The organism is Amycolatopsis sp. NPDC005003 (genome assembly GCF_053600695.1).
The window spans coordinates 40,794-66,477 of record NZ_JBSGAI010000031.1 but is presented as its reverse complement, the minus strand read 5'-3'; the positions used below and the strand labels follow the sequence as shown (position 1 = coordinate 66,477).

Sequence of the window (25,684 nt, the reverse complement as noted above, 5' to 3'; positions counted from 1 at the left end):
AGCAGTCATGATCGAGGCAACCGGCCTCACCAAACGGTACGGAAAGACACTGGCGGTGAACAACCTGTCCTTCTCCGTGTCCGCGGGGCAGGTCACCGGCTTCCTCGGTCCGAACGGGGCGGGCAAGTCCACCACCATGCGGATGATCCTGGGCCTGGACAACCCGACGGGCGGCCAGGTCACCATCGGGGGCAAGAAGTACCACGACCTCAAGGAGCCGCTGCGCACCGTCGGCGCGCTGCTCGACGCGAAGTGGGTGCACCCGAACCGCTCGGCGCGGGCCCACCTGCTGTGGATGGCGAAGTCCAACCGCATCCCGGCCACCCGCGTCGACGAGGTGCTCGAGACGGTCGGCCTGACCAGCGTCGCGAACAAGCGCGCCGGCGGGTTCTCCCTCGGCATGTCGCAGCGCCTCGGCATCGCGGCCGCCCTGCTCGGCGACCCCGAGGTGCTGTTGTTCGACGAGCCGGTGAACGGCCTCGACCCCGAGGGCATCCTCTGGATCCGGAAGTTCATGCACCGGCTGGCCGACGACGGCCGCACCGTTTTCGTGTCGAGCCATCTGCTTTCGGAGATGGCGCTGACCGCGAGCAACCTCGTGGTGATCGGCCGCGGGCAGCTGATTTCGCAGTCGACCACCGAAGAGTTCGTCGCCCGCGCGGCCGAGAACACGGTCAAGGTGCGCTCGCCACAGCTCGCCGAACTCCGGGACGTCCTGCAGCGCGCCAGCGCCGGCGTCACCGAGGAAGCGAACGCGCTCGTGGTGTCCGGGATGGACAGCGACAAGATCGGCGAGATCGCCGCCGCCAACCGGATCGTGCTGCACGAGCTGAGCCCGCAGACCGGCTCGCTCGAGCAGGCCTTCATGTCGATCACCGGCGACTCCGTCGAGTACCACACCGGCCTCGACGCCGAGGCGCAGCACGTGCTCGAGTCCGCCAAGTAACCGGGGAAACCAAGATCATGAACCTGCTCGCGGTCGAACGCATCAAACTGTTCAGCACCCGCTCGCCGTGGTGGTGCGCGCTCATCACCCTGGCGCTGGCCATCGGCTTCGCCGCCATCGTGGCCGGCGCGACCGATTCGGCCGAATCGCTGTCGGTCGCCGCCACCCAGTTCGGCGCCTCGCAGTTCGGCATCGCCGTCGTCATGGTGCTCGCCGCCCTCGCGGTGACCACCGAGTACCGCTTCAACACCATCCGCACCACGTTCCAGGCCGTGCCGCACCGCTCGCCGGCACTGGTCGCCAAGGCGGTCGTCGTGGCCCTGCTGGCGCTCGTGCTCGGCGAGATCGCCGCGTTCGGGGCCTGGGGCCTGGGCGTGCTCATGCGCCCGAAGGACAACCTCAGCCTGCACACGACGCAGGACTGGCTGAACGTCGCCGGACTCGGCCCGGTGTTCGCGGTCAGCGCCGTGCTCGCGGTGGCGCTCGGCATCCTCGTCCGGCACAGCGCCGGGGCCATCGCCCTGCTGCTGATCTACTACTTGGCCGTCGAAGAGCTGGTGCAGCTCATCCCGAAGGTCGGGCACCACATCCACGAGTGGCTGCCGTTCAACGTGGCGAACAAGTTCCTGCGCGGCGCCGCCGCCGGGGGCGACGGCCCAGCGCCGTCGGACTCGCCGCTGAGCCCCGGCTGGGCGCTGGCGTACTTCGCCGGCATCGCGCTCGTGTTCCTGCTCGTCGCGCTCGGGGTCGCGAAGAAGCGGGACGCCTGAGGGGAAACAGGGGAACACCGGATCCGGGTCGCGCTGTCGGGGGGCGACCCGGATCCGGTGTTTCGCAGTAGGCTCGCCTGGACGGACGGGGGAGCCCATGATCGAAGCAACAGCACTGACCAAGCGGTACGGCGCCACCACCGCGGTCGACGAACTGACGTTCACCGCGAAGTCGGGGCGGGTCACCGGCTTCCTCGGCCCGAACGGGGCGGGCAAGTCCACCACCATGCGGCTGATCGTCGGCCTCGACAGCCCCGACCGGGGCCGGGTGCTCGTCGACGGCGTCCCGTACCGCGAGCTGAAAGATCCACTGAGGACGGTCGGCGCGATGCTGGACGCCACCTGGCGCCACCCCGGCCGCAACGGGCGCGACCACCTGCGCTGGCTGGCCGCGACCAACGGCATCCCGGACAAGCGGGTCGAAGAGGTGCTCGCGCTGGTCGGCCTGACCAGCGTCGGCAAGACGCGCGTGCTGCAGTACTCGCTGGGCATGCAGCAGCGGCTCGGGATCGCCGCCGCGCTGCTCGGCGACCCGCGCGTGTTGCTGTTCGACGAGCCGGTGAACGGCCTCGACCCCGAGGGCATGGCGTGGATCCGCCAGCTGCTGCACTCGCTGGCCGCCGACGGCCGGACCGTGTTCGTGTCCAGCCACCTGCTGCCCGAAATGGCGCAGACCGCGCAGGACCTCGTGGTGATCGGCCGCGGCCGGCTGATCTACCAGGGCACCATGGACGACTTCATCGCACAGACGAGTGAACACGGCGTCCGCGTCCGCACCCCGCACGCCGACGAGCTGCGCGCGGCGCTGACCGGGCAGGCCGAGTTCACCGAAGCCGACGGCGCCTTCCTGGTGTCCGGGTTGGACAGTGACCGGATCGGGCAGCTCGCCTTCGACGCCGGCGCGACGCTGCACGAGCTGAGCCCGATCACCGGCTCGCTCGAGCAGGCCTATCTCGACCTCACCCGCGACGCCGTCGAGTTCGCGGTGCCGTCTCCGGAGGCCTCCCGATGATCACCAACGACCTCGTCCGCGCCGAGCGCATCAAGCTCTTCAGCACCCGCGCGCCGCTGTGGTGCCTGGCCATCGCGATCGTCGCGTCGCTCGCCTTGACCGCGGTGTTCTTCGGGCTGGCCGGCCCGGAGGTCCCGCCGACCGTCGGCAACACCCAGCTCGTGACCGGCAACGGCCGGACCGTGCTGCTCGTCCTGGCCGTGCTGGCGACCGCGTCGGAGTTCAACTGGGGCACCATGCGCCTGACCTTCCAGGCGGTGCCGAGCCGGGTGCCCGCGCTGCTGGCCAAGGTCGTGGTCGTCGGCGCGCTGGGCGCCGTGCTCGGGCTGGTCATCGGCTTCGGTTCCTGGGGGCTGGCGACGCTGGTGCGGCCGGACGCCGACCTCGCGCTGCACACGGGCGCCGACTGGCGCTCGGTGCTCGGCCAGAGCCTGGTCTTCCTGTTCACCGCGGTGGCGGGGGTCGGCGTCGCGCTCCTGCTGCGCAGCGTCGCCTTCTCGCTGACGGTGGTCATCGTCTGGACCCAGGTGCTCGAAGGGATCTTGATCTTCATCCCGGGCTTCGGCAAGTACGCCTACCAGTGGATGCCGTTCCACGCCGCCGACGAGTTCGTCGGGGCGGGCGGGTTCGCCGCGGGACCGCTCGGGCTGCCGTCCCCGCCGCTCGGCCCGTGGGGCTACCTCGGTTACTTCGCGGCGATCGCTGTTGCCCTGTACGTGGCAGGCGTGCTCGTCACGGCACGGCGCGACGCCTGAGCGTGACCGCGGTCTCATTACCGCAAAAAAGCTTGTTAACAAAAGGTGAAACAGCTGTGGCTTCCATCACAGGCACCGGACATACTGCTACGACCAGGCAAGATTCATAAGTGAGAGCGCCGGACCCGTCTGAACTCCCCCCAGGAGGTGAATCTTGACGGTGGACACCGGACAAGAATTGGGTGGCACGATTCCCCGAGCCCGCGTCGAAGACGACGCTCCCCGGCTCGAACCCATGTTGGACCTCGAATGGTCGCGGGCGATCGAACTCCCGCAGGCCGCGATGACGGCAGCGACGCCGTCCGAACTCAGACGCGCGTGGGTGCACCGCGCGCCCGAAGACAGCGTGCTGGCCCTGTACCGCGCTTCGGCCGGGATGGCGGGCCCGATCCCCGCGCCGTGGTGGCTGCGCGCGGTCGCCGACGGCAGGCTCGATTCCCGGGAACAGGGTTTCCGCGTCGAGGACCGGATCGCGCAACTGCTCGGCAGGCGCCCGGGATGGGAATTCGTCCCGTGGGCCGCGGACGGCGAATCCGGCTACTGGGAGTTCATGCCGTCCGAACGCGGCAAATCGGGACACGCGATTCCCACGACGGTGATGAACACCGACCGGCACCCGGGCTGGATCGACGTCCTGCCCGCGCACACCGGGCCGACGCCGGATCCGATCCCCATCGCCGGGCTGGCCGGACTGCGGTCGCGTCTCGGGGTGATCGAAGCCATTCGTTAATCCATCCATGCCCCCGCCACCACCCTCAACGGAGGCGCTGCGCGCCCGGCTACATTCTGTCCGTGCAAAACGAGGACGGACGTCGGCTGCGCAGCGTGGTCAGTTACGTCAAGCGCGGTGGCCGGATGACCGTCGGGCAGCAGCGGGCATGGGAAGAACACTGGCCGCGGCTGGGCCGCACGGTGAGCGAGCTGCCCGAGGGGCCGCTCGACTTCACCGCGTGGTTCGGCCGCGAGGCCCCGGTGATGCTGGAGATCGGCTCCGGCATGGGCGAGACGACGTCGCAGCTGGCCGCCGCGGCGCCGGAGCTCAACTACGTCGCGGCCGAGGTCTACGACCCGGGCCTCGGCCAGCTGATGCTGCGCGCCGAAAAGCTGGGCGTCGAGAACCTGCGGCTGCTGCACGGCGACGCCGTCGTGCTGCTCACCGAGCACGTCGAGCCGGACTCGCTGCACGGCGTGCGGCTGTTCTTCCCCGACCCGTGGCCGAAGAAGAAGCACCACAAGCGGCGGATCGTGTCGCCGTCGTTCGCCGCGCTCGTGGCGTCGCGGCTCGCGCCCGGCGGCACCTTCCACATGGCGACCGACTGGGAGAACTACGCCGAGCAGATGCTCGAGGTCTGCTCGGCGGAGCCGGCGTTGAAGAACCGGTACGACGGCTGGGCACCCCGGCCCGGGTGGCGGCCGGTGACCAAGTTCGAGCAGCGCGCGGACGTCGAAGGCCGCGTCTCGCACGACCTCATCTTCGAGAAGCGCTGACGCTGAAGGGGACTCTCTCCGGATCCCCTGCGGAGAAAGTCCCCTTCAGCTCACTACCCCCGGTATCCGCCCCTCCCCCGACAGAGGGGCGAAAACCTATTCGTCGGCCAGCGGCTCGGCCTGGACCCGCTTGAGCGCGGGTGTGCAGACCGACGCACCGAGCAGGGCCACCCCGACCCCGAGCACCACCGGCGCCAGCAGCCACGGGCTGAGCACGATGCCCCGCTCGTCGACCATGCTGTAGAGCCCAACGCCAACCAGTACCCCGACGATTCCCGCCCCGATGGTGGCGACCAGCGCCGGCAGCGCGGCCTCCATCCGCAACGCCCTGGCCAGCACCCGCACCGGCGTGCCCGCGGCCATCAGCGCGCCGAACGTGCGGCGCCGGTCCATCACCGAGCCCGCGGTCGCGACCGCGGCACTGCAGCCGGCCAGGATCCCGGCCGCGACCAGCCCGATCACCGTGACCCGGCGCAGGTCGCCGAGCTCGGTCTGCTGGTTGTACAGGTACTGGTCGCGGCTGCCGATCTCCGCGCCCGCCGCCGGGCCGGCCAGTGCCGTCCGGACGATCTCGCGGTTCGCGTCGGTGGTCGGCGCGACGACGGTGTAGTCCGTCAGCGTGAGGCCGTCCGGCAACGTGGCCGGATCGACGATCAGCGTGTCCGTCAGGTCCTCGTCACGGGGATGGACGACTTCCACCCGCGTCCCGGACTTCGCGGTCACCGCCTGCCCCTCCCAGTTCGTGGCGAACCGGTACTGGGCCAGGTCGATCGCCGAGTCACCGAAAACGGCCGGGCCGCCCGCGCAGTTCTCCGGGGTGAGCCCGTAGCGGGTCAGCTTGACGGCGTCGGCGCAGGTCATCACCAGCGCGCGGTGGCCGTACCGGTTGGGTGCCTGGCCCTTGACCAGGTAGACCTCGCCGACCGCGACCGCCTTTTCGTGCTGGCCGTACTTCTGCAGGGCCGCGTTGGTCTGGTCGACGAGCCGGCCCGCGTTCTGGTCGCTGGCGTCGACGTAGAGCACGGAGTCGACGTAGGACCGGCCGCCGCCGGCCATCGATTCGAACGTCGGCAGCAGGGTCAGCGCCATCGACCCGGCGAAGACCGCCAGCACGATCCCGGCGGACGCGCGGTAGGCGCCCTTCGGGTCGTCACGCAGGCGACGGCCGGCGAGCAGCGCGGACGGGCGACGCCAGATCCGGACGAACGTGCCGCCGACCGCCGACGTCACCCACGGCCCGACGATCGCGGCCGAGCCGACCAGAAAGAACAGGCCCGCCATGACCAGCCCGATGCCGCCGGTCTCCTTCACCGTCGTCACGGCGATGAGGAAGAACGCGCCGGCCGCGGGCAGTGCCAGCAGCCGCCACCAGTGCAGTGGCTTCTTCGTGTGCCCACCGGTCGCGAACAGCGGGTTCTTCAGGACCCGGCGCAGACCGAGCACGCCGGCCAGCACCACGAGCACCGGGATGGCCAGGACGATGAACACCGTCAGCCCGATCGGCAGTGCGAAATCGGCCGCCAGCCAGGTGCCGCCGGCCCACGGCACGAACGACGCGAGGCCGTGCAGCGCCGGGCTGATCAGCAGCCCGAGCAGCGCGCCGATCCCGGCCGACAACGTCGTCTCGGCGGCCACCATGTTCGTGACCTGCCCCGGCGTCGCCCCGGCCAGCCGGATCGCGGCGAGCCGCCGTTCCCGCCGGGCCGCGGTCAGCCGCGCCGACGACGCGACGAGCACCAGGCTCGGCACCAGCAGCACGATGATCCCGACCCAGGACAGCAGCATCAGCAGCGGGTCCGGGCTCGCCTTCCCGCTCGGGAAGCCCGCCACCTTGTCGGCCCGCTCCGGCATCGTGTCCGGCGTGTGCCCGCTCAGCGCGACGAGCTGTTCCGGGAACCGGAGGCCCTCCTCGCCGAGCGCGCCGACGGGCTTGCCGAACCGGTCGCCGAGCTGCGCGGCCGGGTTGGCCTGCAGGAGCCGGCCGAGCGCGGGCGACACGACGGTTTCGCCGGGGCCGGGCAGCTGCGGCACGCCCGGCGGCAGCTGGATCGACCCGGGCGTGGCCCCCGGGGCCAGCGCGACGTCGACGCGGACGATCTGCTTGCCGTCGAAGTAGTCCCGCGACGCGTTGAAGAGCAGGTTGACCGGGCCGTCGGCGCCGTGGCTGTAGAAGTTCTCGCCCTGCCAGAGGGCGCGCTGCTCCCGGTTCTGGGTGGCGAACGGCAGCGTCGCCAGCAGCAGCACCAGCCCGGTCGCGACGGCCACCCCGATCGCGGTGAGGATCGCCGACGTCCGGGTCCGCCGGTCGACCCGCAGCACCCGCAGGGCGATCTGGAGGGAGTTCACGCCGCCAGCCTCGTCGCGATCAGGCCGTCGCGGATGGCGACGGTCTTCGGCATCGACTCGGCCAGCTCGCGGTCGTGCGTCACCACGATCACCGCGGCCCCGGTCTCGTGGGCGGCGCCGAGCAGGGCGTCCATCGTCTCGCGGCCGGTGCGCGTGTCGAGCGCGCCGGTCGGCTCGTCGGCGAAGATGACCTTCGGCCGGTGGGTCAGCGCCCGCGCGATGGCGACGCGCTGGGCCTCACCGCCGGACAGCTCGCCGGGGCGGCGGCTCTCCTTGCCGGCCAGGCCGAGGCGCGACAGCCAGACGCGGCCGGCGTCGATGGCCTCCTTGCGCCCGAGCCCGGCGAGCAGCGACGGCAGCGCCACGTTCTCTTCGGCGGACAGCTCGGCCACCAGCATCCCCGACTGGAAGACGAACCCGAACTCGGTGCGGCGCAGCTCGCTGCGCTTCTTCTCGCCGAGGTGGTCGATCCGCTGCCCGCCCAGGAAGATCTGCCCGTCGTCGGCGCGGAGGATGCCGGCCAGGACGTGCAGCAGCGACGTCTTGCCCGAGCCGGACGGCCCGACGATGGCGACGGCGTCCCGCGGCTGGATGTCGATGTCGATGCCGGCCAAGGCGTACTGGCTGCCGTAGCGCTTCACCAGCCCGCGGCCGGAGAGCACCGGGCCGTTCGTCGCGTGTGGAGTGTTCGGGTCCACGAGGATCTCCCCTGCGGTTCAGTTCGGATCTTGATGCCGACGAGCCTCGCCGAGAGCAGGGGGCGTCCACTTCGGGCAGACGGCCAGTCACGCCCGGGCCCGCCTCGGCCGATCGGCCGAGGGAGCGCGGGCCACTCGGCCAAGGTGCGGGTGCGGGGGAATCACGTAACGTCACGTTGTGCCCGCCGCGCCTCTGCCGAAAACGCTCTACACCCGCGCCGCCGCCCTGGTGCGGCGCATCGGCGTGCCCTCCGCCGTCCTGTACGCCGCGCTGGTTTTCGACATCGTCTACACGACGCAGGCGGCGCTCGACGAGCTCGGCCCGCGCCTCGTCGACTTCGGCCTGCTGCCAGGCATCTTCGCGATGGCCGCCTGTGGGCTCTGGGCTCAAAGGCGGGCGGCGGTCGCCGGGGTGGCCGGCGGCGGGGTGCTGATCGTCTCCACCCTCTTCGTCCACGCGGCCCGCATCCCGCCGTACTCCAGCGTGCTGCCGAAGGTGACCATCACCGAGGTCGTGGCCGGGGTGCTGATGGTCTACTTCGTGGCCCGCCGGGCGCGGGCGGGCGTGGCGTTCTGCGTGGTCGGCTTCCTGGTCTTCGCGGGCCTCGTCGCCGTCTTCGGCCGGTACGGGAGTGTCGCCGACATCGACAGCGGCACGGGCTTCCAGGCGCTGCTCTTCGGCCTGCTGCTGCTCGTCGGCCCGCTGGTGCCCGCCATCGCGGCCCGCGACCGCAGCCCCCAGGGCGCACCGCGCACGCGGCTGCTCCGCCGGGCGAACGAGCTGGCGATGGGCCAGTGGCCGCTGATGGGGCTGCTCGCCTTCGCGCTGCTGTTCGAGTTCGGCTACACGTACTCGAACACCGCCCGCGGGTTCCCGATCCTGTTCTGCTCGATAGTCGCGGCCGTCATCGCGGTGCTGTCGCCGCGGCGGCCCGCGGACGCGCTCCTCGGCCTCGCCGGGATCATGCTGGTGTCCGCGGTGGTCACGCCGTTCCTGGACCTGCGCTCCGGCGATTACCAGATGACCGGCGGGGTGCCGGTGGTGCAGGTCATCGCCGGCATGGGCGTGGTGGTGAACCTGACCCGCGCCCGCGGGCTGAGCCAGTCGTGGCCGCGGATCGGCGTGCTGTCGGCCGTCGTCGCGCTCGCCGCGATCCTCAACTCCTACCGGTCACGAGGTCTGCAGACCGACCCCGAGGTCCTGTCGGTACTGGCGTTCGCCGCGACGATGATGCTCGGCATCTCGGTCGCCATCGGGCTGATGCTGCGTTCGCGGGACGCCGAGCGCGTCACGGCCGTCCAGTCCGCGGTGAGCGAAGCGCAGACCGCCGAGCGGATGGCGCTGGCCCGCGAGCTGCACGACATCGTCGCCCACCACGTCACCGGGATCGTCGTGCAGGCGCAGGCGGCGCGGATGATGGCCGAGAAGAACCCGCAGATCGCGGTGGACGCGATGGGCCGGATCGAAAACGCCGGCGTCGAGGCGCTCGCGGCGATGCGGCGGCTGGTCCGCTCGATGCGCGGCGACGCGCCGGCGGGGTCGAGCGAGTTCAGCGAGCAGGCCACCACCGACCTGGGTGCCGACCTGCGGAAACTGGTCGACAGCGCCAACCACGGCGTCCCGACGTCGATGCACCTTGACCTGCCGCCGGACCTGCCGCACGAGGTCGGCCGCTCGGCGCTGCGGCTGGTGCAGGAGTCGCTGACGAACGTCGGCAAGCACGCCGCGGGCGCGACCGAGGCGTTCGTCGTCGCGGAGGTGAGCGGCGCCGAGCTGCACCTGCAGGTGACCGACAACGGGCGGGCGACGGCACACCGGCCGGCCGGCGGGTCGGGCGGCTACGGTCTGGTCGGCATGCGCGAACGCGTCGCACTGCTCAAGGGCCGGCTGTCGGCCGGGCGCGGCCCGGACGGCGGCTGGCGCGTCGAAGCTTGGCTGCCGCTGGCGGCCGGAGAAGACACGGAAGGGGACGAGTGATCCGGGTACTGATCGCCGACGACCAGGAGATGGTGCGGATGGGCTTCCGCATGATCCTGGACGCGCAGGACGACATCGAGGTCGTCGCCGACGTCGCGGACGGCGTTTCGGCGGTCTCGAAGGCCCGTGAGCTGCGCCCGGACGTCTGTCTGCTCGACATCCGCATGCCGGGCCTCGACGGCCTGGAGGTGGCCCGCCAGCTGGCCGGGCCGGACGTGACCGACCCGCTGAAGGTGGTGGTCGTCACGACCTTCGACCTCGACGAGTACGTCCACACGGCGCTGCGCAACGGGGCGTCCGGGTTCCTGCTGAAGGACGCGGGCCCGGCCCTGCTGATCGAGGCGGTCCGCGCGGCCGACCGCGGCGACGCGCTGGTTTCACCGCAGATCACCGTCCGGCTGCTCAAGCACTTCGACGGGTCGGGCGCGGCGAAGCGGCAGGTCCCGCCCCCGTCCGAGCCGCTGACCGCCCGCGAGCTGGACGTCGTCAAGGCGGCCGCCCGCGGGCTGACGAACACCGAAATCGGCGCGGAGCTGTTCATGTCGCTGTCGACGGTGAAGACGCACCTGGCGTCGGTGCAGAGCAAGATCGGCGCGCGGAACCGGGTGGAGACCGCGGCGTGGGCGTGGCGGAGCGGAGTCGTTTCGTGATTCCGGGTGCGTAGTATCCAGAGATGCAACGCCGTTTCCACGCCCCTGTCGTTCTCCCCGCCGACCCGTCCTGTTCGCTTCTCCGTGACGCGGTCGTCGACGTCGACGCCGACGGGCGCATTTCCTACTGCGGACCGGCGGCCACCGCCCCCGAGTCCGCCGCACCGGTCACCACCCTGACCGGTATCCTGCTGCCCGGCCTGGTCAACACGCACGCGCACAGCCCGATGACACTGCTGCGCGGCATGGGCGGCGACCTGCCGCTGCTGCCGTGGCTCAACGAGATCATCTGGCCGGCCGAGGCGAAGCTGCGCCCGGAGGACGTCCGCACCGGCATGCTGCTCGGCTCGGTCGAGATGCTCCGCCACGGCGTCACGACCAGCGCCGAGATGTACTTCGAAGGCGAGCAGCTGGTCGACGCGGTCCTCACGACGGGCGGCCGCGTGCTGGTCGCGCCGCCGGTGATGGAGCTGCCGGGCCTCGATTGGAAAGCCCAGCTGGCCGGCATCGAGCGCTGGATCGACACGGACGGCCTCCGCTTCGGCCACGGCGACCGCATCGAGCTGGGTTACGGCCCGCACTCGGCGTACATGCTCTCTTCCGCCGGGCTGCGCGCCACGGCGGAGTCGGCGGCCGCGCGCGGCGCTCTGGTGCAGATCCACGTCGCCGAGGCGGCGGCCGAGGACACGGCTGTGCGTGAGACGCACGGATCGGTGCCGGCACTGCTTCGCGAGCTGGGCATGCTGGACGGCCGGGTGCTGGCGGCGCACTCGATCCACCTGTCGGACGCCGACATCGCGCTGTACGCCGCCCACGGCGTCGGCATGGCGCATTGCCCTGGCTCGAACGCGAAGCTGGCCTCGGGGATCGCGCGGATCGCGGACCTGCGGGCCGCCGGGGTCGCGGTCGGCCTGGGCACCGATGGCCCGGCCTCCAACGACGACCTCGACCTGTGGGAAGAACTGCAGCTCGCGGCCATGTTCGCCCGGCTCGCCACCGGTGACTCGACGGTCTTGACGGCGGCGGACGTCTTCCTGCTGGCCACCCGCGGTGGCGCGGCGGCGCTGGGCCGGTCGGACATCGGTGCCTTGGAGCCGGGGCGGTGGGCCGACCTGGTGCACGTCGACCTGGACGACCCGGCGTTCGCCTGCGGGCTGGACGTGCCGGACGTGCAGCTGCTGTCGAACCTCGTGTGGGCGGCCGGATCGCGGCGGGTGCGGGATGTCTGGGTCGCCGGTGAGCAGGTGGTGGCCGAGGGCGAATCGGTGAAGGTGGACCGGGCGAAGGTGCAGGCCGGTGTGGCCGACACCGCCGCCCGGCTGCGGGCTTAACGCGGGCGGAGGATGACCTCCGTCGGGTGGGCGTCCGGGGTGGCTGACACCGCCGTCACCACCGCGGTCGCCACCGAGTCCGCCGTCAGCAGGTGCGACCTGTCGTACTCGCGGCCTTCGCCCGCGAAGATCTCCTGCTGCATCTCCGTGTCCGTGCGGCCCGGGTACACCGACGTCACGCGGATGTCCTTTTCCTCCTCGCGGAGGGCGTCGGCGAAGGCGCGGACCGCGAACTTGCTCGCCGCGTACGGCGACCAGCCCGGGCGGGCGTTCAGGCCTGCTCCCGAGTTGATCACCACCACGTGTCCTCGGGCCGCGCGCAGTGCCGGGAGGAGCAGGCGGGTCAGCTCGACCACCGCCAGGGTGTTGACCTCGAAGTTCTCCCGCCACGCTGCGACATCGGCGTCCTCGATACGGCCCAAGCGCGCGACGCCCGCCGAGTGGACCAGGACGTCCAGCGAGGCGATGTCCGCGACCGCCGCCGCCAGGGACTCCTGGTCCGTCAGCTCCACCGGCCAGGGCTTCGCGCCCGGGAGCTCCTTCGCCAGCGCGGCCAGTGCGTCGGCGTCGCGGCCGCCGAGGAGCACCCGGTGGGTCGGGGCCAGCTGGTGGGCGATCGCCGCGCCGATTCCGCGGGAGGCCCCGGTCACCAGGGCCAGGGGAAGATCCGTCATGACCTCACCGTAGCGGCGAACCCGGCGTCCACCGTGCGGTCTTCGCGCTTTCCGGCGCCGAGGGTGCGCAGGTCCGTGCAGCCGGACGCCGGGTCCGCGTCGGAGTCGGCGGTGTCGTCGCCGGTGTCCTTGGCCGTCGGGTGGTGGCCGTCCGCGGTGAAGCACACCTGGTACGTGCCGTCCTCCAGGGCGTCGAAGCCGTACGAGCCGTCGGGGCCCGTGACCACGCTCGCCACTTCCTTGCCGGCGGCGTCCTTCAGCACCACCTTGACGCCGCCGAGGCCCGGCTCGCCCGCGTCCTGCCGGCCGTCGCCGTTCGTGTCGGACCAGGTGAGGTCGCCGATCCGGTTCGTCGGCGACACCAGCCCGAGGTCCGCCGCGAAGTCCTCGTGGGCGGGGCCGCCCACGGTGCGCGCCGCGGTGCAGCCGTCCGGGCCGGCGTCCGAATCGCGGTCCTCGCTGCCGGCGTCGCGGCGGGTCACCGTGAAGTCCACCGGGACGGCGAAGCAGACCTGGTACGTGCCGTCCTTCAGCTTTTCGAAGCTGTACTTGCCCTTGTCGTCGGTCGCTGTGGTGCCGACCGTGCCGCCCGCGCCGTCCTTCAGCGTCACCTTGACGCCCGCGACGCCGGGCTCGGCCGGGTCCTGGAGGCCGTCGCGGTTGCGGTCCGCCCAGACGAAGTCGCCGATCTTCGCGATGGCCGGCGGCGGCAGCACGGTGATCGTCGCCGACGCCGTCTTGTCGCCGAGGGTGCCGCCCGCGTAGTGCACGCCGGTCACCTTCGCCGTGTTGACGTGCCCGCTGTCGGCCACCGTGAGGTCCCGGTGGTCGCAGGTCAGCTGCCGGTTCGCGCCCGCGGCCAGCGCGAACGGCTCGAACGAGCCGGTGCACCACGGGTCCTGCACGGTGATCCCGGTCAGGTCCTGGGTGCCCTCGTTGGTCACGGTGACGCGGTAGTGCGCGGTCTCGCCCGCGGTGACCGTCGCGAACGACGCCCACGCGCCGGTCGCCGGGTTCCGCACTTCCTTCTTCACCGAGTACGCCGCGAGCTGGAGGTCGACGCAGTCCCAGTACAGCCGGTCGAGGGTGGTCGTGGCGAAGAACTTCACCGCGGCCGCCTTCGCCGGTGCCGTCGCCGCCGGGAAGTTCTGCCGCACGAGGGCGTCGTCGCCGACGTAGTGGTCGGCGACCAGTTTGGTCTCCTGCACCTGCGTGCCGGTGGCGTCGAAGAACCGCAGGCCGGTGCCGGGTTCGTACCGCGGCGCGCGCGAAGCGGTCCAGACGCTGAGCGCGTACACGCCGCCGGGGACGAACCGCTCGGTCTGGTAGGCGGTGCTGGTCTTGCCGTCCGGCGTCTGGATGGCCGCCGACCGCTGCCCGTCGACGGCGTACTGGTGCTCCGTCGCCAGCTTCGGCACCTTGGTCGCCGGAGTTCCGGGCGGGACCGGGGCGGCCGGCGCGAACACGTACCCGTCCGGGGCGCCGTTGCGCGCCATGAGCTCGACGCTCGGGTTCGCCGCAAGCCCGCCGCAGACCGGTGGCGCGTCCTCGGCGACGGACGCGGACGCGGGCACGACGGCCGCCGCGATCGCCACCACCGCCACCGCCGCCGTGCGCCCCGAGAAGATCACCTCTCGACTATGGCGCGCAGTGGGAGCCCGCACCGGCCGAGAAGCGTCCACTTAAGAGTGAACCTTGTTCTGGTTAGGCAGGCGCTACGGATCGCGAGCGGTGGACCCGAAGCGACCTCTCGCGCCTGCCGACGGCTGAACAAGGTTCATTGAACCTTCGGCGGTGCGGGCCCGGTGCGTTAGCGCTCGCCGATGCGGCCGGGCAGCCCGAAGCGGCCCTTCTTCCACACCGAGACGATGGCCGGCCGCGGCTGCGCGGTGCCGCCGTCGGGCCAGTGCGACGTCGGGTTCGCCGAACTCGTCGCGTTCTCACCCGGGTGCTGGACGGCGACGAGCACCAGGTTGTCGGTGACGACCGGGCCGCAGGTCTCGGCGCCGACCGGCACCGAGAGGAACTGCTTGACGTGGCCGCGCTCCGGGCCGGTGACCGGCACCGAGAACAGGCCGTCGTTCGCGCCGAGTGCGTTGCCGTCGGTGGCGACCCACAGGTTGCCGTGCCGGTCGAAGGCCACGTTGTCCGGGCAGGAGATCGGGCTGACCTGGTCCTTCGGGAAGCCGCCGAAGTAGGTGTCGGCGGCCTTGGGGTCACCGCAGACCAGCAGCAGCCGCCAGGAGAACTTCGTCGACGCCGCGTCGCCGCAGTTCTCCTCCCACTCGAGGACGTGGCCGTTCTTGTTGCTCACCCGCGGGTTGACCTCGTCGACGCCGGCCTTGCCCGCCGCGCCGCGGTCGCTGTTGTTGGTCAGCGCCGCGTAGATCCGGCCGTTGACCGGGTTCGGCTCGATGTCCTCCGGCCGGTCCATCTTCGTGGCGGCGACCTTGTCGGCGGCCTGGCGGGTGAAGACGTAGACCTCTTCGGCAGTGAAGCCGTCCACAAAGGACTTGTTGCCACTGGCCAGCGGGATCCACTCGCCGGTGCCGTCGAACTCGCCGTCGGCGGGCAGCGTGCCCTTGCCGTCGATCTCCGCGGCCGGGCTGTCGCCGGTGAAGCGGGCGACGTACAGCGTGCCCTCGTCGAGCAGCGCCGAGTTGTGGCGACGCGCGTGCGCGCTGTTGCCCGGCTTGTACTTGCCCTTGGAGACGAACTTGTAGATGTACTCGAAGCGGCTGTCGTCACCGGAGTAGACGGCGACCCGGCCATCGGCGGTGATCTTGATGTTCGCGGCCTCGTGCTTGAACCGGCCGAGCGCGGTGTGCTTGATCGGCGTCGAGTTCGGGTCGTTCGGGTCGATCTCGACGACCCAGCCGAACCGGTTCGGCTCGTTCGGCTCCTGCGCGACGTCCCAGCGCTTGTCGAACCGCTCCCACTTGCGGGTGCTCGTGCCGGCGCCGACGGAGTAGCGCTTGAGCCGCGCCGCCGTGACCGGGTCGGTGACCTTGTCGGAGTTGGCGAAGTACTGGTCGAAGTTCTCCTCGCCGGAGAGCACCGTGCCCCACGGCGTCACGCCGCCCGAGCAGTTGTTCTGCGTGCCGCGGACCTTGCGGCCGGTCGGGTCGGCCGACGTCTGGAGGAACTTCGAGCCGGCGGCCGGGCCGCGGACCTCGAAGATCGTGTCGAGGGTGATCCGGCGGCCGTACCGGCTCGGGACCACCTCCAGGCCGCCGTGGATCGGGTCGCGGCGGGCCTGCAGCACCGAAAGGCCGTGCGCCGCCCAGGCGATCTTCGCCTGCTCCTCGGTCGGGTTCGCCGGGTCGTACTGGTCGGCCGGGAACATGTGGACCTCGGTCGTGTACTCGTGGTTCACCACGAGCAGGTTCGACAGCCCCAGCGGGTCCTGCGGGATCAGGCCGACGAAGTCGTTGTTGTAGCCGAACTGCTTGGCCTGCGCGGCCGCGGTCTGCTTGGTGAAGTCGAACTTCGGCGCGCCCGCGACGACCGGGTCGCCCCAGCGGACGACGACGCGCTGGGCGTAGCCGTCGGGGATGCTGACCGCGTCGAGCTTGTTCGGCGGGACCGGCGTGAAGTCGGTGCCGGGGACCGGGCGCGGCTTCGGGCCGCCGTGGCCGTTCGCCGAGACGTCGGCGGGCGCGGCGGCCGCAGTACCCGTGGAGAGCGCGGCGAACCCGCCCGCGGCGGCGGCCATCACGGCGCCGGCCTTGAAGACGCGGCGGCGGCTGATGTCCTTGACGATGTCGCCGAAGTACTCGTTGTCGGTCTCGTTCGCCTCCGGGTGGGCGCAGGCGTTGCCGCAGCGGTACTCGCAGGTGATCGGGGAACGTCCACCCGCGTGCGCGGGGAACAGCGGGAGCAGACGGTCGGGCACAGCGCCTCCATGGTGGGAGTTCGGGAACGAAGCGACCGTATGTGCCCAAAACCAGCCGATCCAGACTTCTGGATGAACAACGGGTGTATTGCTCGCAATGCCCACGCGCGGGCCCCCTGAACGGCCGACGGCCCCCGGACACTTGGTCCAGGGGCCGTCGCCCAGCGTGAGATCAGAACTCTTCGCCGACGAGCACCGCTTCCTTCGGCACGGTGTGCGGGTCCGCCTTCTTCTCCCGCAACGAGAGCAGCGCACCCGCGACCACGCACAGCACGGCGGAGGCGACGAACGGCGCCTGCGGCGAGCCGAACCACTCGGCGACGTGCCCGACGAGCGTCGCGGCCACGGCGCCACCCAGCCAGCGGCAGAAGTTGTAGCCCGCGCTGGCGACCGGGCGCGGCGCGTCGCTGATCGCCATCGCGGTGCCGGTGAACAGCGTGTTCAGCAGGCCGGACACCAGCCCGGAGACGATGATCCCGGCGACCAGCACCGGCTTGCTCGGCACGGCGAGGACCAGCATCAGCACGGCGTACCCGAAGACGGCGGCCGCGGCGGCGTGCCGCTCGCCGAGCCGGGCGGCCAGCCGCGGCGCGAGGGCGACTCCGGCGACGGCGACGCAGAGGCCCCAGCCGCAGAAGACCAGGCCGACGGCGATCGCGCTCCAGCCGAGGACGAACGGCGACCAGGCGAGCACCGCGAAGAACGCGGCCGTGTACAGCGCGGAAGCGACCGAGGTGCGCAGCAGGCCGGGGTGCTTCAGCGCGCGCAGCGGGTCGAGCAGCTTGACCGGCGCCCGCCGCTCGTGCCGGTCGCTGTCGAGGAAGACCGCGCACAGCACGAGCGCGCCCGCCATCAGGATCGCCGTGCCGAGGAACGGGCCCCGCCACGAGATGCTGCCGAGCAGCGCGCCCAGCAGGGGGCCGACCGACAGGCCGACACCGAGAGCGGCCTCGTAGAGCAGGATCGCGCCGGACTGGCCGCCGGTCGCGGCACCGACGATCACCGAAAGCGCCGTCGCGATGAAGAACGCGTTGCCGAGGCCCCAGACCGCACGCAGCCCGACGAGCTGCTCGATCGACCCGGCGGCCGCGCACAGTGCGGTGGCCGCGACGATCAGCGTCAGCCCGACGAGGACGGTCCGCTTCGCGCCGAAGCGGGCGCTCGCCGCGCCGGTGAGCAGCATCGCGACGACCTGGACACCGAGGTAGGACGAGAACAGCAGGGTGACCTGCGACGGCGTCGCGTCCAGCCCCTTGGCGATGGACAGCAGGATCGGGTCGACCAGGCCGATCCCCATGAAGGCGATGACCGCGGCGAACGCGGTGATCCACACCTGCTTGGGCTGGCCCTTGACCGCGTCCAGCAGGCTCGAGTGGTGTTCAGCGCTCATCGCTGATCAGTTCCTCCTTCTTGGTGTCGACGAGCAATTTGGCGAGAGCGGGCAGGGCGGCTTCGATCGCGGCGCGGTCGGTCTCGTCCATGGCGATGAGCCGCTCGCGCAGGAATTCCTCGCGAGCCGTCACCAGTTCGGTGTAAAAGCGCAGGCCCTCGTCGGTGACTTCGACCAGCACCGCCCGGCCGTCGGCGGGGTCCGGGCGGCGGGTCGCCAGGCCGAGCCGTTCGAGCCTGCCGACGACGTCGGTCATCGACGGCAGCTTGACCTGCTCGAGCTCGGCCAGCGCGCTCATCCGCCGCGGACCGCCGTTGACCAGCTCACTCAGCACCGAACCCTGGGTGAGGGTCAGCGTCAGCTGCGGGGTCTGGCGGCGCACCTGGTGGTACAGCCGGAAGACCAGCGGCCGCAGCCGGTGGGCGAGATCGGTGATCGCGGAAGTCACTTAGCCAGGCTAACAAAAATTAGTAAGGGTAGCTAAGTAAGTCCGCTCACAAGCTAGGCTCGGGCCATGGACGCGGTGATCTTCGACCTCGACGGCGTACTGGTGGACTCCGAGCGGATCTGGGACGAAGTGCGGCGCGCGGTCGTCGCCGAGCACGGCGGCACCTGGCGCGAGGAGGCGACCCGGGCACAGCAGGGGATGAGCACCCCGGAATGGGCGCGCTACCTGGTGGAGGAGCTGGGCGCGCGGACCACCCCGGCCGAGATCGCCACGCTGGTGGTCAAGCGGATGGCCGCCCGGTACGCGGCGGAGCCACCGCTGATCCCCGGTGCGGTGGACGTCGTGCGCCAGGTGTCGGCCCGGTGGCCGGTGGCGATCGCGAGCTCGTCACCGGTGATCCTGATCAAGGGGTTCCTGGACGTGACGGGTCTGCCGGTGGGGGCGGCGGTGTCGTCCGAGCAGGTCGGAGCGGGGAAGCCGGCGCCGGACGTGTACCTGCGGGCGGCCGAGCTGCTGGGCGTGGCGCCCGCGGACTGCGCGGCGGTGGAGGACACGACGAACGGGCTGCGGTCCGCGCTGGCGGCGGGGATGGCGGTTTATGCGGTGCCGAACCCGCACTTCCCGCCGGACCCGGAGGTGCTGAAGCAGGCCACGGCGGTGGCGGAAAAGATCACCGACTTGCCGGGAGCGCTTGGGTTGGGTTGATCTCGTAGCGGACCGGCGGCGAACCCGGCTTCACGTCGGCGAGGAACACCCGGTCACGCCCTAGCGCGCCGACCTCCTTCGCCGGGCTCAGGTCGCCGGCCGCGTCGTAGAGGCGCAGGCCCCGAACCTCGGCACTGACCAGGATGACCGCCTTCCCCGCCGGCAGCGGGCCTCCGTCCTTACCCACATACCCGGCCCGGACGACCCCGTCCGACCGCGGTACGCACGACGGCGACTCGATGCCGAACTGCGAGCCGAGCCCGCCGTGGGTGGTGCCCTTGGCGAAGGTCTCGACGCAGAACCAAGGGCGGCCCGCCGGGTCGGTGGGGTTGGTCGCGTAGGAGGTCCAGGTGTTCGTCTGGCCGGCGAAGTCGATGAGCGCCACCGGCTCGCGGCTGCCGGCCAGGTTCTGCGGCGCGATCTCGGGCTTGGCGAACACCAGCTCCTGTCCCGGCTGCTTCGCGGGCTGCGGCGGCGGCTGGGCGATGTTGACCTGCGTGGCGATCGCCACACTGGTCAGCACCACCAGGACCGCGGCCAGGGGCGCGATCCACACCGCGGCCCGGCGGCCGCGCGAAGGCCGCCGCTGCCGGCGCTGCTGCTCCGCCCAGGCCGCCTCGAGGTTGGGCGTGACCTCCCCGGCCTGTTCTCGCAGCGTCTCGGCCAGTTTGCGTTCGAGGTCGGTCATCGCTCACCTCCCGGGTCGTCCCCCAGGTGCTTGCGCAGGTTCTCCATCGCGTGGTGCGTCGTCGCCTTGACCGTGCCCGGTGAGATACCGAGGGTCTCAGCGATGGCGACCGTGCTCAAGTCCAGCCAGTACCGCAGCACCAGCACTTCGCGCTGCCGCCGCGACAGCCGCACCAGCACCGCGCGCAAGCGCTGGTGCTCCCAGTTCGCCACCGCCTTGACCTCGGCCGACACCTCGTCGGGCGGCCGGTCCGGCGGGGTCCGCCGGACGACGCGCAGGTGCCGGGTCCGCGACCGCGTCATGTTCACCACGGTCGTGCGCAAGTAGCCGGCCACCCGCGTGTGGTCGGTCAGGGAGTCCCAGCGCTGGTGGAGCTTGACGAAGGCCTCCTGCGCGACGTTCTCCGCGTCGTCCGCGCCGAGCAGGTGGGCCAGCCGGGTCATCTGGCCGAAGTACTCCCGGAACAGGTCGTGGAAGGTCGGCGCGCCCAGGTCCCCCGGCGCGCTTTCGCCCACGCTCGCACTCACACCCCGCCAACGCCTGCCCCGCCCCACCGGTTTACCCATCCGGCCAAAAAGTAGGCCGTCCCCCGAACGACACGTAACCTCCGCTCCCAAGCCATCGGCCGTGGCTGTGGTCGGATGGGTAAAGACCGGCACGGTGTCCAACACGCGGAGAAGGCCGCCACCAGCGGTGACGGCCTTCTCCGGGGACGGCTTAGCGCTCGACTTCGCCGCGGATGAACTTCTCCACGGCGTCGCGAGCCGTCGCGTCGTCGTACTGCTCCGGCGGCGACTTCATGAAGTAGGAGGACGCCGACAGGATCGGGCCGCCGATGCCGCGGTCGAGCGCGATCTTCGCGGCGCGGACGGCGTCGATGATGATGCCCGCCGAGTTGGGGGAGTCCCACACCTCGAGCTTGTACTCCAGGTTCAGCGGCACGTCGCCGAACGCGCGGCCCTCGAGCCGGACGTACGCCCACTTGCGGTCGTCGAGCCACTGGACGTAGTCCGACGGTCCGATGTGGACGTTGCCCTTGCCCAGCTCGCGGTCGACCTGCGAGGTGACGGACTGGGTCTTGGAGATCTTCTTCGACTCGAGCCGCTCGAGCTCCTTCATGTTCAGGAAGTCCATGTTCCCGCCCACGTTGAGCTGCATCGTCCGGTCGAGCTGGACGCCGCGGTCCTCGAACAGCTTCGCCAGCACGCGGTGCGTGATGGTGGCGCCGACCTGCGACTTGATGTCGTCGCCGACGATCGGGACGCCGGCGTCGGTGAACTTCTTGGCCCACTCCGGGTCGGAGGCGATGAACACCGGCAGCGCGTTGACGAACGCCACACCGGCGTCGATCGCGGCCTGGGCGTAGAACTTGTCGGCCACCTCGGAGCCCACGGGCAGGTACGACACGAGCACGTCGGCCTGCGCCTCGCGCAGCGCGGCGACGACGTCGACCGGGGTCTCGTCGGACTCCTCGATCGTCTCGCGGTAGAAGCGGCCCAGGCCGTCGTGGGTGTGACCGCGCTGGACGGTGACGCCGAGCGGCGGCACGTCGGCGATCTTGATGGTGTTGTTCTCGGAGGCGAAGATCGCCTCGGACAGGTCGCGGCTGACCTTCTTGGCGTCCACGTCGAACGCGGCGACGAACTCGATGTCGCGGACGTGGTAGCCGCCGAAGTCGACGTGCATCAGACCGGGGACGCGGGTGGCCGGGTCCGCGTCGCGGTAGTACTGGACACCCTGGACCAGCGACGCCGCACAGTTGCCGACGCCCACGATGGCCACCCGTACGCGGCGGTTCTCGCCCATGGGGGTTTCTCCTTCAATCCGTGTCTGTTCAGTAGGTCAGGTGCCGCGACGCTGCGGCCCGCGCCGGGCGGCTCAGGTCTCCGGACCCTGCCGCTCGGCCTGTTCGTGCGCGATCAGCTCGTTGAGCCAGCGCACCTCCCGCTCGCTGGTCTCCAGCCCCAGCCGGTGCAGCTCGCGGGTGTAGCGATCGATCTTCTCCTCGGCCCTGGCCAACGCCGCCCGCATGCCCTCACGGCGTTCTTCGACGCGGCGTCGGCGGCCCTCGAGGATCCGCATCCGCACGTCGGCCGGGGTCCGCGAGAAGAAGGCCAGGTGGACGCCGAAACCTTCGTCGTCCCAGGTCTGCGGCCCGGCGTCGCCGAGCAGCTCACCGAAGCGCTCCTTGCCCTCCGCGGTGAGCTTGTAGACCCGCCGCCCGCGCCGCGACCACGCCCGGTCGTCGGCCTCGTCCAGCTCCTCGACCAGGTACCCGGCCCGCAGCAGCTTCCGCAGGGTCGGGTACAGCGAGCCGTACGAGAACGTCCGGAACGTGCCGAGCGTCTCGTGCAGCCGCTTGCGCAGCACGTACCCGTGCATGGGCGCTTCGTGCAGAAGACCGAGGATCGCGAACTCCAGCACACCGCACCCCCTTTCGGGAACAAACCGAGACCACCCGCGTTGCTCCGAACGAGCGCCTCGATCCAACCTACTCAGCCACTATATCGCGCCGATACATCGAAGTGGCGAAGCTAACCTTGCCCCAGTACCCAGTGGGGGCGAAATTCACCGGAGAGTTATCGAACGTCCGGCGTGTCCACCCCGGTCAGCGGCCTGCCCGCGCTAGGGGGCGTGGACGTCACAGGAAGAGCCCGTACTCTGTCCTCGTGATTAACCAGCGGCAGGTCGTGGATTTCGCGCTGCAGCGCCGTGCGCTGCTGGCCGAAGTCCGCTCCGGGCGCGTCGGCAGTTACGAAGCCTGCGACGCGAGCCCGTACCTGCTGCGAGCGGCGAAGTTCCACGGCCGGGACGGCGATCAGCCGTGCCCGATCTGCCGCCAGGAGCCGCTGACCCTGGTGTCCTGGGTCTACGGCGACGAGCTCAAGCACGTCGCGGGCTCGGCCCGGACCCCCGAAGAGCTGGCCAGGATGGCCGGCTCGTTCGCCGAGTTCACCGTGTACGACGTCGAAGTGTGCCGGGCGTGCCACTGGAACCACTTGGTGCGGTCATACGTCCTGGGCACAGGGGAACCGGCGGGTCCGCGAAGGACCGCGGGCCGGTGAGCCACCGTACGACCATCGCAACACGCAGGTCAGTGCCCCTGCGGGTACTGATCCGGGAGGCCCATCCGTGACCGACGACAACCGCTCCTGGCCGAACCAGGAGCCAGACGCACCTCGCCGCGCCCAGTGGCCGGGTGAAGACGCGGGCCCCGCGTGGCCCGGTGAGTCGCCGCGGCGCGCTACCCCGCCTCGGGGTAACGCCCGGCCGTCCTGGCCCGCCGGCGACGAAGGTGGCCAGCAGTGGCCCGGTGAGCAGCCACGACGCCCGCAAGCCCCCCAGGGCGGCGCCGGCCGTCGTCAGCCGCCACCACCCGGCGGCCGCCGTCCCGGTGGACCGCCCGGATCGCCCCCGCAAGGCTTCCGGCAGCCGCCTCCCGGTGGCCGCCGCCCGGATCCGGAACCGGCACGTGAGCCGGATCTCATCACCCACCACGCGCACAACGGGACCGAAGACACCTACGACCCGTACGACGACGACCGGTTCGACGAGTTCGCCGACGACGTCGAGCCCCAGCAGGAGCTCGACGAGAAGGGCCGCAAGGTCCTTACCCCGGAGCAGCGGAAGAAGCGCCGCTGGAAGATCATCCGGCGGGTCGCGTACGCGTGCGTCGGCGTCTTCTTCGTCGTGCCGGCGATCGCGTTCGTGATCACCTACTTCATGGTCGACGTGCCGACGCCGGAGAGCGTCGCGGCCCTGCAGAGCCAGCCGATCACCTACTACTACGCCGACGGCAAGACGGAGATGGGCAAGGAAGTGCCCAAGAGCGGCAACCGCCAGCTGCTCAAGCCGGGCGAGATCCCCGAGGTCGTCAAGCACGCCGTGTACTCGGCCGAGGACGCGACGTTCGAGACCAACTCCGGCTTCGACGTCACCGGCATCCTCCGCGCGGTGTTCAACCAGGCCACCGGCGGTCAGGGCGGTGGGTCGACCATCTCCCAGCAGTACATCAAGAAGGCCACGGAGAACGACGCCCCGACCCTGACCCGCAAGTGGACCGAGCTGGCGAAGTCGTTCAAGATGAACAACCAGCAGTCCAAAGAAGAGATCATCACCGGCTACCTGAACATCATCTACTTCGGCCGCGGGGCGAGCGGCATCCAGGCGGCCGCGAAGTCCTTCTTCAACAAGGACGCCAAGGACCTCAACGCGTCGGAAGCCGCGCTGCTGGCCGGCCTGATCCAGGGACCGAGCAAATCGGAGAACCAGGACTACGCCCAGCGCCGGTGGACGTACGTGATGGACCAGATGGTGGCCAACAAGTGGCTGCGCGCCGACGAACGCGCGGCCGCGCAGTTCCCGACGCCGATCCCGAAGAACGCGAACAAGGAGCAGAACGCGGGCAAGATGACCTTCCAGCTCCAGCAGCGGATCAAGGAAGAGCTGGGCGCGAAGGGTTACGACGAGACCAAGCTGTTCTCCACCGGCGCCAAGATCTACACCACGATCGATCCGGCGGCGCAGGACGCGGCGGACCAGGCCGTCGAGCAGGGCATGAAGGGCCAGACGGACGACAAACTGCTCGCCGCGCTCGTCGCCGTGGACCCGAAGACCGGCGGGATCCTCGCCTACAACTACGGCCCGGAAACCGTGAAGGACAAGGACGGCAAGGACGCGATCGGGCAGGACCGGGCGAACCAGGCCCGCAACCCGGGCTCGTCGATGAAGCCGTTCGACCTGACCGGGTTCCTCAAGATGGGCGGGGGCCTCGGCGACACGTTCGACGGCTCGGACAAGCGCACGTTCCCCGGGGTCGCCAAGCCGGTCCGCAACGCGGGCGAGAACGAAAGCTGCGGTCCGCAGTGCACGGTCGCGAAGGCGATGGAGATTTCGGCGAACACCGTGTTCTACGACATGGTGTTCAACAAGGTGAAACCGTCGGGGGTCGTGACGGCGGCGAAGCAGGCCGGTATCCGGACGACCGACGAAGGTGGCACCGCCACCCTGTTCGCCGGAGACAACAACATCTCGCTCGGTGGTGGTAGGACCCAGGTGGCCCCGAGGGACATGGCCGCGGCGTACGCGTCGTTCGCCAGCGGCGGCGTCTACCACGAGCAGCACTTCGTCTCGAAGCTGACGAACGCCCAGGACGAGGTGGAGTTCGACGAGAACAACATCAAGTCCAACCCGGCGTTCGACAACGACGCGGCGAAGAGCCAGCAGATCGCCGGCAACGTCACCGAATCGCTGAAGCCGGTCATCGATCATTCGCACCTGAAGTGCCCGACCGGCCACGAGTGCGCCGGCAAGACCGGTACGCAGCAGTACTCGCCCAAGGAAGGCGACCCGGCGTCGTACGGCAACCTCAACGCCCAGACGTGGATGGTGGGCTACACCCCGTCGGTGTCGGCGGCGGTGTGGGTCGGCGGCGACGGCAACCAGCCGCTGCACGACTCGAAGGGCAAGCCGATCTTCGGTTCGACGATCGCCGGCCCGACCTGGGCGAAGTTCCTGGACCTCTACCTCAAGGGCAAGCCGCCGGAGAAGTTCGACAAGGTCGAGCCGCTCGGCAAGGACGTCAACGAGGTGACCACGACGCCGACGAAGCCCTCGGAGACGGCGACGCCGACGGAGACGCCGACCTCGACGCCGTCCGAGACGCCGACGGAGACGCCCACCGAAACCGAGACCTCGACGTCCAGGTCGCGCGGGCCGCGGCCGCCGACGACCCCGTCGCTGCCCGGCGGCGGCGACGGGCTCGGCAGACCACCCGGCTCGGAAGGATGACCGAAGGCCTCGCACCGTTCCCGGTGCGGGGCCTTCGCGTTTCCGGTGAACCACCGCCGTCCGTGGTCCGTGTGGAGTGTCGAGGGGTCTGCGCCCGCAGCCCACCGGCGTACCGGAGGA

At 70.9% G+C, this 25,684-nt stretch carries 23 protein-coding genes; 12 read left to right on the top strand and 11 right to left on the bottom strand.

Annotation, left to right across the window (positions count from 1 at the left end):
• Positions 1–7: 7 nt before the first annotated feature.
• From ACWED2_RS31195 to trmB, 6 genes are all read left to right on the top strand, one after another.
• Entirely contained in the window at positions 8–946 is a 939-nt protein-coding gene (locus ACWED2_RS31195) for an ABC transporter ATP-binding protein (protein WP_449694079.1), read from the top strand.
• A gap of 17 nt (positions 947–963) precedes the next feature.
• Complete coding sequence (locus ACWED2_RS31190; RefSeq protein ID WP_449694078.1) at positions 964–1,716, top strand: ABC transporter permease; 753 nt, start codon at positions 964–966, stop codon at positions 1,714–1,716.
• Between the two features lie 97 nt (positions 1,717–1,813).
• Positions 1,814–2,728: an ABC transporter ATP-binding protein gene (locus ACWED2_RS31185; protein WP_449694077.1), complete on the top strand. Its 915-nt coding sequence runs from the start codon at positions 1,814–1,816 to the stop codon at positions 2,726–2,728.
• On the top strand, positions 2,725–3,483 hold the full coding sequence (locus ACWED2_RS31180; RefSeq protein WP_449694076.1) for a hypothetical protein: 759 nt from the start codon (positions 2,725–2,727) through the stop codon (positions 3,481–3,483). Before ACWED2_RS31185 ends, ACWED2_RS31180 begins: the two co-directional genes overlap by 4 nt.
• A 178-nt stretch (positions 3,484–3,661) precedes the next feature.
• Entirely contained in the window at positions 3,662–4,213 is a 552-nt protein-coding gene (locus ACWED2_RS31175) for a hypothetical protein (RefSeq protein WP_449694139.1), read from the top strand.
• Positions 4,214–4,338: 125 nt separating this feature from the next.
• Entirely contained in the window at positions 4,339–4,971 is a 633-nt protein-coding gene (gene trmB / locus ACWED2_RS31170; RefSeq protein ID WP_449694138.1) for a tRNA (guanosine(46)-N7)-methyltransferase TrmB, read from the top strand.
• Positions 4,972–5,067: 96 nt separating this feature from the next.
• Here trmB and ACWED2_RS31165 read toward each other — a convergent pair whose 3' ends face one another.
• Both ACWED2_RS31165 and ACWED2_RS31160 read right to left on the bottom strand, forming a co-directional pair.
• A complete protein-coding gene (locus tag ACWED2_RS31165; RefSeq protein WP_449694075.1) occupies positions 5,068–7,317 on the bottom strand; it encodes an FtsX-like permease family protein in 2,250 nt (749 codons plus the stop codon).
• A complete protein-coding gene (locus ACWED2_RS31160; protein WP_449694074.1) occupies positions 7,314–8,015 on the bottom strand; it encodes an ABC transporter ATP-binding protein in 702 nt (233 codons plus the stop codon). Before ACWED2_RS31160 ends, ACWED2_RS31165 begins: the two co-directional genes overlap by 4 nt.
• Before the next feature lie 178 nt (positions 8,016–8,193).
• Between ACWED2_RS31160 and ACWED2_RS31155 the strand changes: the two genes are divergently transcribed.
• Genes ACWED2_RS31155 through ACWED2_RS31145 form a run of 3 tightly spaced genes read left to right on the top strand, consistent with a single transcriptional unit; the run spans position 8,194 to position 11,974 of the window.
• Positions 8,194–9,993, top strand: coding sequence for a sensor histidine kinase (locus tag ACWED2_RS31155; RefSeq protein ID WP_449694073.1), 1,800 nt, complete (start codon positions 8,194–8,196; stop codon positions 9,991–9,993).
• Entirely contained in the window at positions 9,990–10,643 is a 654-nt protein-coding gene (locus ACWED2_RS31150) for a response regulator (protein WP_449694072.1), read from the top strand. The genes ACWED2_RS31155 and ACWED2_RS31150 overlap by 4 nt, the downstream gene beginning before the upstream one ends.
• 23 nt (positions 10,644–10,666) lie before the next feature.
• A complete protein-coding gene (locus ACWED2_RS31145) occupies positions 10,667–11,974 on the top strand; it encodes an amidohydrolase family protein (RefSeq protein ID WP_449694071.1) in 1,308 nt (435 codons plus the stop codon).
• Here the strand turns inward: ACWED2_RS31145 and ACWED2_RS31140 are convergent.
• From ACWED2_RS31140 to ACWED2_RS31120, 5 genes are all read right to left on the bottom strand, one after another.
• The gene (locus tag ACWED2_RS31140) at positions 11,971–12,648 is read right to left on the bottom strand and encodes an SDR family oxidoreductase (RefSeq protein WP_449694070.1); all 678 of its coding nucleotides are present in this window, start codon (positions 12,646–12,648) and stop codon (positions 11,971–11,973) included. The genes ACWED2_RS31145 and ACWED2_RS31140 overlap by 4 nt on opposite strands.
• Complete coding sequence (locus tag ACWED2_RS31135) at positions 12,645–14,279, bottom strand: DUF7850 domain-containing protein (RefSeq protein WP_449694069.1); 1,635 nt, start codon at positions 14,277–14,279, stop codon at positions 12,645–12,647. Before ACWED2_RS31135 ends, ACWED2_RS31140 begins: the two co-directional genes overlap by 4 nt.
• 179 nt (positions 14,280–14,458) lie before the next feature.
• Positions 14,459–16,543, bottom strand: coding sequence for a PhoX family protein (locus tag ACWED2_RS31130; RefSeq protein WP_449694068.1), 2,085 nt, complete (start codon positions 16,541–16,543; stop codon positions 14,459–14,461).
• A 172-nt stretch (positions 16,544–16,715) separates the two neighbouring features.
• Entirely contained in the window at positions 16,716–17,933 is a 1,218-nt protein-coding gene (locus tag ACWED2_RS31125) for an MFS transporter (protein ID WP_449694067.1), read from the bottom strand.
• Positions 17,923–18,381, bottom strand: a complete 459-nt coding sequence (locus ACWED2_RS31120) for a MarR family winged helix-turn-helix transcriptional regulator (RefSeq protein ID WP_449694066.1) — start codon at positions 18,379–18,381, stop codon at positions 17,923–17,925. Before ACWED2_RS31120 ends, ACWED2_RS31125 begins: the two co-directional genes overlap by 11 nt.
• Before the next feature lie 66 nt (positions 18,382–18,447).
• On the opposite strand from ACWED2_RS31120, the gene ACWED2_RS31115 reads away from it, so the two are divergent.
• Entirely contained in the window at positions 18,448–19,086 is a 639-nt protein-coding gene (locus tag ACWED2_RS31115; protein ID WP_449694065.1) for an HAD family hydrolase, read from the top strand.
• Here ACWED2_RS31115 and ACWED2_RS31110 read toward each other — a convergent pair.
• From ACWED2_RS31110 to ACWED2_RS31095, 4 genes are all read right to left on the bottom strand, one after another.
• Positions 19,052–19,774, bottom strand: coding sequence for a hypothetical protein (locus ACWED2_RS31110; RefSeq protein ID WP_449694064.1), 723 nt, complete (start codon positions 19,772–19,774; stop codon positions 19,052–19,054). The two genes, ACWED2_RS31115 and ACWED2_RS31110, sit on opposite strands and share 35 nt — an antisense overlap.
• Positions 19,771–20,289 carry an RNA polymerase sigma factor gene (locus ACWED2_RS31105; RefSeq protein ID WP_449694063.1) on the bottom strand — a complete coding sequence of 173 codons (519 nt, stop codon included), beginning with the start codon at positions 20,287–20,289 and terminating at the stop codon, positions 19,771–19,773. The genes ACWED2_RS31110 and ACWED2_RS31105 overlap by 4 nt, the downstream gene beginning before the upstream one ends.
• A gap of 202 nt (positions 20,290–20,491) precedes the next feature.
• Positions 20,492–21,580, bottom strand: coding sequence for an inositol-3-phosphate synthase (locus ACWED2_RS31100; protein WP_449694062.1), 1,089 nt, complete (start codon positions 21,578–21,580; stop codon positions 20,492–20,494).
• Positions 21,581–21,652: 72 nt separating this feature from the next.
• Positions 21,653–22,198, bottom strand: coding sequence for a PadR family transcriptional regulator (locus ACWED2_RS31095; RefSeq protein ID WP_086679623.1), 546 nt, complete (start codon positions 22,196–22,198; stop codon positions 21,653–21,655).
• 245 nt (positions 22,199–22,443) lie between these two features.
• Between ACWED2_RS31095 and ACWED2_RS31090 the strand changes: the two genes are divergently transcribed.
• Both ACWED2_RS31090 and ACWED2_RS31085 read left to right on the top strand, forming a co-directional pair.
• A complete protein-coding gene (locus tag ACWED2_RS31090) occupies positions 22,444–22,839 on the top strand; it encodes a DUF5318 domain-containing protein (RefSeq protein ID WP_191313503.1) in 396 nt (131 codons plus the stop codon).
• Positions 22,840–22,906: 67 nt separating this feature from the next.
• The gene (locus ACWED2_RS31085) at positions 22,907–25,564 is read left to right on the top strand and encodes a transglycosylase domain-containing protein (RefSeq protein ID WP_449694061.1); all 2,658 of its coding nucleotides are present in this window, start codon (positions 22,907–22,909) and stop codon (positions 25,562–25,564) included.
• Positions 25,565–25,684: the final 120 nt, after the last annotated feature.

Coding starts and splice junctions, on each gene's coding strand:
- ACWED2_RS31195 (WP_449694079.1), top strand. CDS start 8: ATGATCGAGGCAACCGGCCTCACCAAACGGTACGGAAAGACACTGGCG.
- ACWED2_RS31190 (WP_449694078.1), top strand. CDS start 964: ATGAACCTGCTCGCGGTCGAACGCATCAAACTGTTCAGCACCCGCTCG.
- ACWED2_RS31185 (WP_449694077.1), top strand. CDS start 1,814: ATGATCGAAGCAACAGCACTGACCAAGCGGTACGGCGCCACCACCGCG.
- ACWED2_RS31180 (WP_449694076.1), top strand. CDS start 2,725: ATGATCACCAACGACCTCGTCCGCGCCGAGCGCATCAAGCTCTTCAGC.
- trmB (WP_449694138.1), top strand. CDS start 4,339: ATGACCGTCGGGCAGCAGCGGGCATGGGAAGAACACTGGCCGCGGCTG.
- ACWED2_RS31145 (WP_449694071.1), top strand. CDS start 10,667: ATGCAACGCCGTTTCCACGCCCCTGTCGTTCTCCCCGCCGACCCGTCC.
- ACWED2_RS31140 (WP_449694070.1), bottom strand. CDS start 12,648: ATGACGGATCTTCCCCTGGCCCTGGTGACCGGGGCCTCCCGCGGAATC.
- ACWED2_RS31125 (WP_449694067.1), bottom strand. CDS start 17,933: ATGAGCGCTGAACACCACTCGAGCCTGCTGGACGCGGTCAAGGGCCAG.
- ACWED2_RS31115 (WP_449694065.1), top strand. CDS start 18,448: ATGGACGCGGTGATCTTCGACCTCGACGGCGTACTGGTGGACTCCGAG.
- ACWED2_RS31110 (WP_449694064.1), bottom strand. CDS start 19,774: ATGACCGACCTCGAACGCAAACTGGCCGAGACGCTGCGAGAACAGGCC.
- ACWED2_RS31100 (WP_449694062.1), bottom strand. CDS start 21,580: ATGGGCGAGAACCGCCGCGTACGGGTGGCCATCGTGGGCGTCGGCAAC.